Annotated in this window: 9 protein-coding genes and 1 tRNA gene; 9 read left to right on the top strand and 1 reads right to left on the bottom strand. The window is 66.5% G+C overall.

Annotated elements, in window-relative coordinates:
* Nucleotides 1–671 (top strand): hypothetical protein (locus WA762_RS34945; protein ID WP_335941619.1); only part of this gene is annotated, 671 nt, incomplete at its 5' end.
* A gap of 227 nt (nucleotides 672–898) precedes the next feature.
* On the opposite strand, the gene WA762_RS34950 is transcribed toward WA762_RS34945, so the two are convergent.
* Nucleotides 899–1,216, bottom strand: a complete 318-nt coding sequence (locus tag WA762_RS34950; RefSeq protein ID WP_335941620.1) for a helix-turn-helix domain-containing protein — start codon at nucleotides 1,214–1,216, stop codon at nucleotides 899–901.
* 198 nt (nucleotides 1,217–1,414) lie between these two features.
* Here WA762_RS34950 and WA762_RS34955 point away from each other — a divergent pair, with 198 nt between their 5' ends.
* The 8 genes from WA762_RS34955 to WA762_RS34990 form a co-directional block, all read left to right on the top strand.
* Nucleotides 1,415–2,350: a hypothetical protein gene (locus WA762_RS34955; protein ID WP_335941621.1), complete on the top strand. Its 936-nt coding sequence runs from the start codon at nucleotides 1,415–1,417 to the stop codon at nucleotides 2,348–2,350.
* Between the two features lie 297 nt (nucleotides 2,351–2,647).
* Entirely contained in the window at nucleotides 2,648–3,487 is an 840-nt protein-coding gene (locus WA762_RS34960; protein WP_335941622.1) for a hypothetical protein, read from the top strand.
* Nucleotides 3,484–4,995, top strand: a complete 1,512-nt coding sequence (locus tag WA762_RS34965; RefSeq protein WP_335941623.1) for a hypothetical protein — start codon at nucleotides 3,484–3,486, stop codon at nucleotides 4,993–4,995. Before WA762_RS34960 ends, WA762_RS34965 begins: the two co-directional genes overlap by 4 nt.
* A 226-nt stretch (nucleotides 4,996–5,221) precedes the next feature.
* Nucleotides 5,222–5,294, top strand: a tRNA-Arg gene (locus WA762_RS34970).
* 233 nt (nucleotides 5,295–5,527) lie between these two features.
* Nucleotides 5,528–5,794 (top strand): hypothetical protein, encoded by a 267-nt coding sequence (locus tag WA762_RS34975; RefSeq protein ID WP_335941624.1) that lies wholly within the window; start codon nucleotides 5,528–5,530, stop codon nucleotides 5,792–5,794.
* On the top strand, nucleotides 5,791–6,237 hold the full coding sequence (locus WA762_RS34980) for a hypothetical protein (protein ID WP_335941625.1): 447 nt from the start codon (nucleotides 5,791–5,793) through the stop codon (nucleotides 6,235–6,237). The genes WA762_RS34975 and WA762_RS34980 overlap by 4 nt, the downstream gene beginning before the upstream one ends.
* Nucleotides 6,238–7,244: 1,007 nt before the next feature.
* Entirely contained in the window at nucleotides 7,245–9,311 is a 2,067-nt protein-coding gene (locus WA762_RS34985; protein ID WP_335941626.1) for a type I restriction-modification system subunit M/S, read from the top strand.
* Nucleotides 9,308–9,564, top strand: a 257-nt coding sequence (locus WA762_RS34990; RefSeq protein ID WP_335941627.1) for a hypothetical protein, incomplete at its 3' end; no start/stop codon positions are given. The genes WA762_RS34985 and WA762_RS34990, both read left to right, overlap by 4 nt.

A 9,564-nucleotide genomic window follows, 5' to 3' on the forward strand; every position in this document is an offset into this window, starting at 1 on the left:
AAGGTGATGCCATGAGCCTGATCGACGGTCCCACGCCGTCCGCAGACTGGGTCGCCTTGGACATGGAGGCGATGCTCCGTGAGTGCGATGCTCTCGTCGCCTCGAAGGACGAGCACCTGGCCCGGCTCACGGCAGGCATCGCAGCGCTCCAGGCGCAGATCGAACAGACCAGGGCCGAACGCGCTGAAGCCGCTGGCAAGCGCGAAGGCGCCGAACGTGTTCTCGAAGCACTCCGCACTGCCGTGGAAGCGGGAACCGGCCTGCGACAGACATCCGAGGAGCCGCAGGCGAGGCCGCATGACGCCCACACTGCTGCGGATCGCGAGGAAGACCCTCCCCCGGAGTGTCCCTCTGCGCCAAAGGACCCGACAGATGATGCGGCTCCGCAGGCTGCCACCGATCCGGAACCGGACACGGCACCGATCCGTATCCATGGAGAGCGGTCTGTCGCAGTGATGCGGATCGTCGCACTTGAACCCGATCGGCGCTGGACGCCGAAGGACATCGCTGTGCGGCTGGAGGGTGTGGACCAGGCGCAGGAACAGAACTCCCACAACCGCGCCCGGGCCCTGCTCGACTCCCTGGTCAAGCGGAAAGTTCTACAAAAGACGCGTGACGGTAGTGGCCAACGCTGTTCGTTCCTGCTGGCTGCCCCATGGGAGACCGCCTAGACGTCACCCACATGAGCGACCGCCGCCCTACACCCGGCCAAGGGTTCGCGGCCAACGCCTAGGTGAGGGCGGCGGTCTTTAGCGCGGCTGAGCCGCCGTTCCTCACGTTAGCGGGTCACATCTGCCCGCATGAGGGCTGTGCGGCCAGATTCCCCCTATCGGGAGGTCGGACAGGCATGCTCTTTTCATACTCATCCTCGACACGGAACACGCGATGTAGAAGCGGGCTACTCCGCTTCGCGGTGCAACTGGGGCGGCAGGGGCTGCTGGCGGACCCCATTCTCGTCGTGCGGCCAGTCCACGTGACGGGGCCAGAGCATCTCGCCCAGGGTGTCCTCAAGGCTGGCCACTGTCAGCAGATCGGGCCATGTAGAGCCAGCAAGAACGTTGGAAATGACCTGCCGGTTGACTCCCGAAGCCGTCGCAAGCGCGTTCGCGCTCAACCCCTTGCGTTCCATGGCTTCCGCGAGCGCACGGGCGATCGCCTGGCCAACCTGGGCAGGGCGGTAGCCGTCCATCACCGCGTACGGCCAGTCGCCGGCCATGGCGTACTCCCACGGCTTCTTTCCACGTCTCGTTCCTCCAGCCACGCGACCAGTGTGGCGGACGGGGCAGCGACATGCGTACCCCGACCAGGGCTGCTATTAAAACAGCAAGAGGTTCGTCGAGTCATAGCTATGTCCGCATCCAGATACCCAGCGAGGTCCTCAGGTGACTGCTCAGCAAAATGGAGGTGAGGGGCTGTGAGTACGGGACGTTCCCTGCTGGCGCCTGACGAGAAGCTGATGCCTACCCGCAAGCTGCGCGCCGACCAGCAGGTGGCCGTAATCAGGGCAGCCTGCTTGTCGCCGGTGCCGTTGGGCGCCGTCCAGTTGGCTGAGGCCACCGGTTTCTCCAAGAAGAATTGCGGACTCGTTCCAGTCTTCGCGGTCGACACGGGACTGCTCGTTACGGCGCACAAGCGCACGATGTACCTGCCGAGCCCTAAGGGCCGCGCAGTCGCCCGGGCATTCAAGAAGAGCGACGAAGCGGGTCTGGAAGCCCTACGCGGCAGCTGGAAAGGGCAGTGGTTCGGGCGCGCCATGCGCGAGCGGCTGCGGCACGGGCCCGTGACCCGCGAGAGCCTGGTCGTGAAGCTGCTTATGGCAGCGCGGGCCAAGGAGAGCCGCATCCGGCAGGCCCATGTTCTTCTGGATCTTTTGGTGGCCGTGGGCATGGTTGTCCCGGACGGGGACGGATACCTGAACTGGTACGAGGGCCCCTGCTACGTCCACAACGCGCAATCGGCCTCACAGGCCGGCGATGTCCCTCCAGAGTTGGTTGAGCGCCAGCCCCAGGACACCCTCTTCGAGGAGCAAGCAGCAGACGAGCCTCAGCCCCACAAACCAGCGCCGACCGGGCCGGTGGGCGACTGCGAGGCCGACTCCGAACCGACGAACGGAGCATGGAACGAGGACGGACCAGAGGTGACAAGAGTCCCGCCTCCGCGCCGCGAGACTGGCAGTAACTCACAGGTCGAGAGCCGCTTTGGTGACGATGACCTCCTTTCGCTCCTTCTCCCGCCCGTACTGCTGGCGGATCTGACACGCCTCACCTCAGAGGAAGTACTCGCCCTGCACGGCCACTTGTGCGCCGTGGCCACACTCACCGCGAAACTCCGGAGCCGCCCCGTCGTCTAGGACCCCCAGATATAGAACGGTCCGGCAGCGCCTTCATCCCTTGGCCGGGTTGGCGCCGCCGGACCCCCACCGTCACCCATCGACCCGCGCGGCGCGGCCGCGCAGGAAGGGGCTTCGGTATGCCCTCACATAAAGCGAGGAACGCCGTCCACCGTAGCGCGCCCGCGCCCCACAGCGTGTGTGATTCACCCGCCCGGAACTCGCTTACCCCGGCAGCCCACCGTGACTAGGGCAACGATCAAAGAGGCGCTACTGGAAGTCAGCAGACTCTGGCTACACAAGGCCGCCGCAGGTGAGATGAGCATCGAGACTGTCGACCTCTACATCCAGGTCAGCGAGCGCTTCCACCGCTACGCCGACGCCCATCACATCAGCCGTATGGACGACGTCACCCGAGACCTGGCGGAGACGTTCATCACCGCCCCCGGACGCGACCGGCGCAACAACATCACCCTGATCCCTGCGAACAGCACCCGCCGCCAGCGACGCTCCGCGATTGTCTCCCTCTTCGCGCACGCTCGAGCCCTGGGCATGACCAAGGCCGCACCGTTCCTCGACTCACCGCCGATCAAGCGCGACCCGCGCAGCCCCGGCATCGGCCTCACCGAACGGGACATCGAGAACCTGCAGTTCCACGCCGAGCGCGGTATGCCCACAACCCGGCACGCCGCCCTCCTCGCGCTCCTCCTCGCTGGGCTGAACAGTGCCGAGACCGCAGCAGCCACCACCACCGACCTCGACTTGCCTGCAGCCGAAGTCAGCACCGCTGGCGGTACCCGCACCCACCCCCGCACGTGCCCGATCAACGAGTGGGGCGTCTACGTCCTGGGCTTGCGCGCCGCTCGCCTCGAGCGCGCCAGGCACGGCCCGTACCGACTGGTCACCAGCACGAAGTCCTCACGGTACGGTGCCCAGGCTAGCGTCGGCGCCGGCTTCAACGACATCGCCCGCAATGCCGGGCTCGCCACCGGCAAGCGCAAGGTCGAACCCCGAGACATCACCCGCTACGTCGCTCGCCGGGTCCTGTACGAGACCGGCCAACTGTCCGAGGTTGCCCGCCGCTTGGGCCTGTCCTCTCTGGATGCCGCGGCGGGTCTGGCAGGCCTCGCCTGGCAGAACGGGGAGGCCTCCCCATGAGTCGACGCAAAACCACGGCGACCGCACGTCCCACCACAGCCGAGGCAAAACAGCACAAGGGCCAGCCCACATACGTCTACGGCGCCATCCCCGACGACGCCTTCGGCGCCAAGATTGACCGGCCTCCGCCCAAAGGCCCCGAAGCCCCTCCGCTCACCCAGGACGAACGGTTCGAGTACCTGGTGAACAACCCGGACCTCTACACCGCCGCCGCTGCACTGCCCGGCCCGAACAAGGTCGGGCGCCCCGCCCACTATCCGCCCGCCGTCTACCTGATCTTCCTCTGCTCAATCTCGCTGTTCGGCTCCGCCCGCTCCACCGCCAGCCACCTCCAGCGTCCCCTGTGGTGGGAAGCCGTACGCCGAGCAGTCCGGGCCCACCAAGGGAACGAAGCAGCCAACGCCCTCCGGCCCACCGGACCGTCCCGCAGCAACTGGAACCACTACTTTCACAAGCACCTCAAACCCGCCCACGGAACGGTCCGCGACATCAGCCGCGGCCTGTGGATTCAGCAGGCCCTCGACCACGGAATGATGGTGGAGTCCGGCAAGCGCATCAGCCGCATCTACCCCGAACGCCACCAGGTCCTGCACGGCGACGCCACTGTCGCCGCCCCACCCTCCTCCCGCACCGAGCACGAGACCGTAGACGAAACCACCGGGGAGATCCGAACCCACCGAGTAGACGAAGACGCCGGCGTCACAACCGAAGGCGGCGGCAAGCAGGTCTACGGCAACAAATTCCTCTCCGTGGGCATCCGCCTTGCAAACAGGGCCCACAGCCGCGTGATTCTGGCGCTGGAATCCATCCGCCACAGATCCCAAGAAGAAGACCCAGAAAGGGAAGCCGAAGGCGCCGCCTTCGTCCAGCTGGTCAAGCACATCCTCACCCGCGCCCCCGGCCTACGGGCCGCCACCTACGACGCAGCCCTCCGCGGCGTCCACCGCGCCCCCTTGATCGCCGAAGGCCTGCTCGTCTTCACCCCCCAGCACTCAGGGCTCCCACCGCAGTCCCTGGAGCGCTACCAGGACGGTCCCTGCAAACACGATCTCTACGTCGCCGAGGCCCGGGTCTGCGAACGCCACATCACCGTCGACGGGCAGACCCACTACACTCCGCTCCCCGTCGAGGAACTCGAATGCCGCCAGGGAAAGCGGACCCGCCACTACCACCGCCTCACCATCCCGTGCCGCATCAAAGACCACACGCTCCGCATCCGGGTCGATGAAACCGAAGACGACCGCCTGGTCGATCCCACCACGGGCAAGAAACGCTTCAACCGCACCGAACACCTCCGGCAGGTCCCACCCGACACACCCGCAGGCCGCCGTCTCAAAGGGTTCCGCCAGGACAGCGAATCCACACATTCACGATTCGACCAGAGCTACCCGCATAAGAGGGTCCCCGCCTACGGAGCCAAAGGGGGCCTGCTCATCTACATCGGCTACGCCTGGCTGAACAACTCCGTCACGCGAGCCATGCACCACCAGACGACCCTCGTCACCTGACACCAGCCCTCGCCCGGACCCTCCTGCTCAGCACACACTCCGGTGCCCCGAGCCAGCACGACGCAGGAGCCAGTGATCACACACCAGCACCGATCCCACCCGACCCGCTACACTGTCGGCGGTGGCCCAGACCTCACCAGCCTGCCCACCACAACCTTGTCGACAGCAGGCCTGAAGCCCATCGCAATTCGCGCGGGGTTTTAGACACGTTTTCCGACAGATCCCGGCCTTCGTAGCTCAGGGGATAGAGCACCGCTCTCCTAAAGCGGGTGTCGCAGGTTCGAATCCTGCCGGGGGCACAACGTATTACCGCTCTGACCTGGGATTTCCTGCCCAGGGAGGGCTCCTACTCGGCCTCGGACTCCTCGTCCGGGGCCGTTTGCGTGAGCGGGCGGATCGCCGGGCACCGCAAGGTCCCTGCGCCCCTCACGCCCCGGCTCCGAGCTTCCCGGGCGAAGCGTGAAGTGGCTACCGAGGATGGCGACAGCCGAGGCACCCACCCGCAACACACAAGACATGGCATACTTGAAGTATGGCAACTCGGAAGATCACCATCACCGTGCCGGAAGAGCTGGTGGAATCGATCAAGGAGCGCGTCGATGCGCGCGGGGTGTCCAGTTACATTGCGGCCGCCGCAGCTCATCAGGACGCCATGGACCGACTGCGCGAGCTGGCTGAACGCCTCGAAGGAGAGCACGGCGCCGTGACGGACGAAGAGCAGCAAGCAGCGCTGGACCGCATCGCCGCGATTGACGGCTGGCACGACGAGCAGCACTCGCATTCAGGCGAGGCCGCGTGAGCCGCACCACCCGAGCGAAACTGCACCGGCCGCGACAGCGCGTCTTCGTGTTCGACTCCGAGGCCCTCTCCAAGGCGGTTCACGGCGATCGGGAGATCGTCGCATTGATCAAAACGGCTCCGCGGCTCGACATCCCGATCGTCACGTCGGCGCTCACGACATTGGAAGCATGGGACCCTCGCGAAACGTCGAGGCAGGCATCGTGGAACTGGGCGCTGTCCCGTATCCGCGTCCTGCACACGGACGACCAGGTGATCACCATGGCGCGCGACATGCTGAAGGCGGCTGGTCTGCATGGCCACAAGTACGCCATCGACGCCATTCTGGCGGCTGTGGCAGGGCGGGAAGCCATGCGGGGAGCCGAGGCAACCGTCTTCACATCCGACACCGACGACATGACTCAACTCCTCGCGGAACACCCCGTGCGAGTCGAGAAGGTCTGACGAAACGCCGCCCACACCTCACTCCGACGACTCACCCGCTCCTCCGACTGACCGCTGGCCGCACGCCGATGGGACCCTCCGTTACGTGTGGTCAAGCCGGCCGCCGGGACGGAGGGGCCCACGCGCTCTCCACAAGCCGCGGGGACAGGAGGTCACTGGCCCGGAACCAGCCGTCACCGGCCTCGCCGAGGATCGTGGACAGTCGGTCGAGCTGCCGTTACCCCGCAGGCCGCTCCGCGTTGTTGACGGAGACGATCAGATGCGGATCGATCTGAAGCCAGATGACGCCACCGTCCCGTTGGACCGCCCCGTCGAATCCCATCGCAGCAGTATGACGCGTCCATGGTCATCCGGCATGGACGAGGCAGCGCCTTGCCCGGCAGGGTGGCACACGCGCACATGAGCGAACAGCCTCACCCCAACACCCTCTTCAAACGGTAATCGGTGAGCAAGTCCTCTGAGATAGCGAACAGGACACCGCCACAGGGCCAACGCCCCACCAGCACCCGTAGCCCTCACAGCCCTGAAGGGGCTTGCGCACTCCAGGTGCGCAGTTGCTCGGCGTGGCCGCGCACTTCTAGGCTCACTCTCCATCAACCATTTCTCGTAGCGCAGTTGAAGGGGGCTCCGCGCTCATGTCGTACCCGCCAACCGGTGAGGATCCGCTGCTCGGACGAGCGCAGATTGCCACGCTCGCAGGCGTAAGCCGACCGACCGTAACGGCCTGGGAAAGTCAGGAGACCGACTTCCCCTCGCCGCGGCGCTCCAACGGACAGGACTACTTCCGACGGTCGGAAATCATTGACTGGCTGGACCGGCGGCCGGTGCCGTCCGGGCGGCTCGTCGCAGGAGAGCCCGTCGGCACCACCTACGGAGACCGGGCCCGGAAGGGGGGAGAAGCCGGGAAGCCCCCGGCCGCCGGGGCGAAGCACCGTCTCGGCGCCGGGTCGGCGTACCGCATGCCGACCGGCGCTGTTGATGAGCCCCGCCCCGAGAACCGGCGGATCGTGGCCGATCTCATGGGCAACCTCGTTGACCGGGTACGAGGGGCGGCCAGCGTGCTCGACTATCTGAACCTGCTGCTCTGCCTCCACTTCCTCCGCGGCGCCGCCCCGGACCGCTTCGGCACATTGGCCGCCCGCGCCCGCACCGTCAGCAGTCTCGACGATGCAGCCCGGTTGCTCCAGGACATCGGCCGCGCGGCCGACGAGGACATGCGTGGCCTCGGCGTCCATTCGAGCATGCAGGAGGCGTTGGGGCGCCTGGAGCCGCGGACCGCTCGTGACCTTCGCAACGTCGTGGACGCGATGAGCCGCCTCACCGAGGACGTGTTCGGGCTCATCCTCGACGAGTACGAGCAACGAGCCGCGCTGGGCAGCGGCGAGTTCTTCACCCCTCGCTCTGTGGTCCGGCTGATGACGCGGCTGGCCTGCTCAGAGTTCGGTCCCGGGGAACCGGAGTCCGTCTACGACCCTTACGCCCGCGACGGCGGGTTCCTCATCGAGGCGATGGCCGCCTGTGCCTTGGACAAGGACGGTCTGCCGCGCAAGGAGACGTTGCTGACGTACGGCGAGACCCGGCGCGCCGACACATGGCGACTGGCGACCATGAATCTCCTTCTTCATGGCGTTTCCCCGGCTCTCGACCTCAAGCGCACAGCCCCCTGGCACGACATCCCAGGACGGACCCCGCTGGAGTCGTTCGACATCGTGCTCACCAACCCACCGTTCAACATGAGCGATCCCGGCCGCGAAGAGCGCCGCGAGGGACAGTGGGCCTACGGGGCTCCGCCCCTCGACAACGACAACCTTGCCTGGGTCCAGCACTGCCTGGCGAAACTGGGCGAGCGGGGCCGAGCCGGGATCATCATGCCCAACAAGGCAGGCAACTCCGGTCACAAGGCTGAGCGGACCATCCGGCGGAATCTGGTGGAGAGCGGAGTCGTCGACTGCGTCATCGCCCTGCCGGCCCAGTTGTTCACCGGCACCGCCGTACCAGTCTCCGTGTGGATACTGCGCCACCCCGACAACCCCTGCGGTAGCACACTGTTCCTCGATGCGCGGCACATGGGAGTGAAGAACGGCTCGCGTCGGGTTCTCGACGCTCAGGATGCCGAATCTCTCCTCGACGCCTTCCGCACCCACAGGAACACGGAAGGGGCCGCACTTCCCCTTGGGACGACGACCGCGGAGCCACACGTGCCCGCCGCTCTGGTATCCCGTGAAGAACTGCGGCGCAGCGACTACTCGCTCAACCCTCTTGACCATATCGAACGCCGGAGAGACGGAGGCCACGAACTCGATCTCGTGTCCACATGGAAGAGGCTGAGTGACGCCGAGGAGCACCTACGGGACATGCAGGACGCCGCCCGACTGCCGTTCGTCGGGGACCGTGGACCGCTGCTCCGGAAGAACCATCCGGTCTCCATGGCCAACCTCGACTCACTGTGCGAGATCCAGGCCGGACCGTCGTACTCCAAGCTCGGAAAGAAGCAACGCAGTACCAGCGGCCGAGTTCCTGTGGTGTTCCCACGGCACCTGAAGGAGCGGCGCATCAGCGACGAGGCGGACGAGAGGGTGACGGAGGAGACGGCCCGTCGGCTGAGGAACTTCGAGTTGCAGGACGGGGACATCGTGTGTGTCCGCTCCGGTGCGATCGTTCCGCCGGCACTGGTGCAGCAGCATCAGGTCGGCTGGCTGATGAGCCCCAATGTCATCCGTCTCCGTGTGCCCAAGGGACAGAAGGACCGGGTGCTGCCGGAGTACCTGTTCCACTACCTGTGCCTGGACGAGTCCGTCGTCTGGATGCGGGATCGGGCCGCGGCCACCGCAGCCCCGTCTCTCCGGTCCGAGTCCCTCGGATCGCTGCGGATTCCGCTGCCGGACCTGGCCGAGCAGCAGGAGGTCGTGGCCGCGCTGAACTGCCTTGACGAGCTGGACCGAGCGCATCTGGCCGTCGCTTCGTCCGTACGACGCGCCCGCATCGCCCTGGCCGGCGCGCTACTGGACCCGTCTGCCGAACCCGCCCCTGATGCCGTCACCAGTCATCGATTCGAGAAAGAAGCGCCGCTGTGAACACCCTGCACCAACCGTCCGCTCCGGCGACCCCGCCCACATCGGCCTCCGAGCCCGCGAACAGTGCCTGGGTCCCCTGGCTGCTGGTCATGGTGCTGTTCTCTGCTCTCATCGCGGTATGCGTCGGTTTCCTCAAGGTCATCGATGGCGCCCCGGTTTCCGGTGCCCTGCTCTCGGCAGGTGCAGCGTTCGGAGGAACCGCGCTGCTCTGCCTGGCCGTGGTACCGGTAGTCCAACAGCTGCGTCAACGCGG

Origin of the sequence: Streptomyces tyrfis, from assembly GCF_037034285.1 — a bacterium.
Taxonomy (GTDB): Bacteria; Actinomycetota; Actinomycetes; order Streptomycetales; family Streptomycetaceae; genus Streptomyces.

Bases quoted from the DNA above. Each gene is read 5' to 3' on its own strand.
- WA762_RS34950 (WP_335941620.1), bottom strand. From the start codon at position 1,216: ATGGCCGGCGACTGGCCGTACGCGGTGATGGACGGCTACCGCCCTGCC.
- WA762_RS34975 (WP_335941624.1), top strand. From the start codon at position 5,528: ATGGCAACTCGGAAGATCACCATCACCGTGCCGGAAGAGCTGGTGGAA.
- WA762_RS34965 (WP_335941623.1), top strand. From the start codon at position 3,484: ATGAGTCGACGCAAAACCACGGCGACCGCACGTCCCACCACAGCCGAG.
- WA762_RS34960 (WP_335941622.1), top strand. From the start codon at position 2,648: ATGAGCATCGAGACTGTCGACCTCTACATCCAGGTCAGCGAGCGCTTC.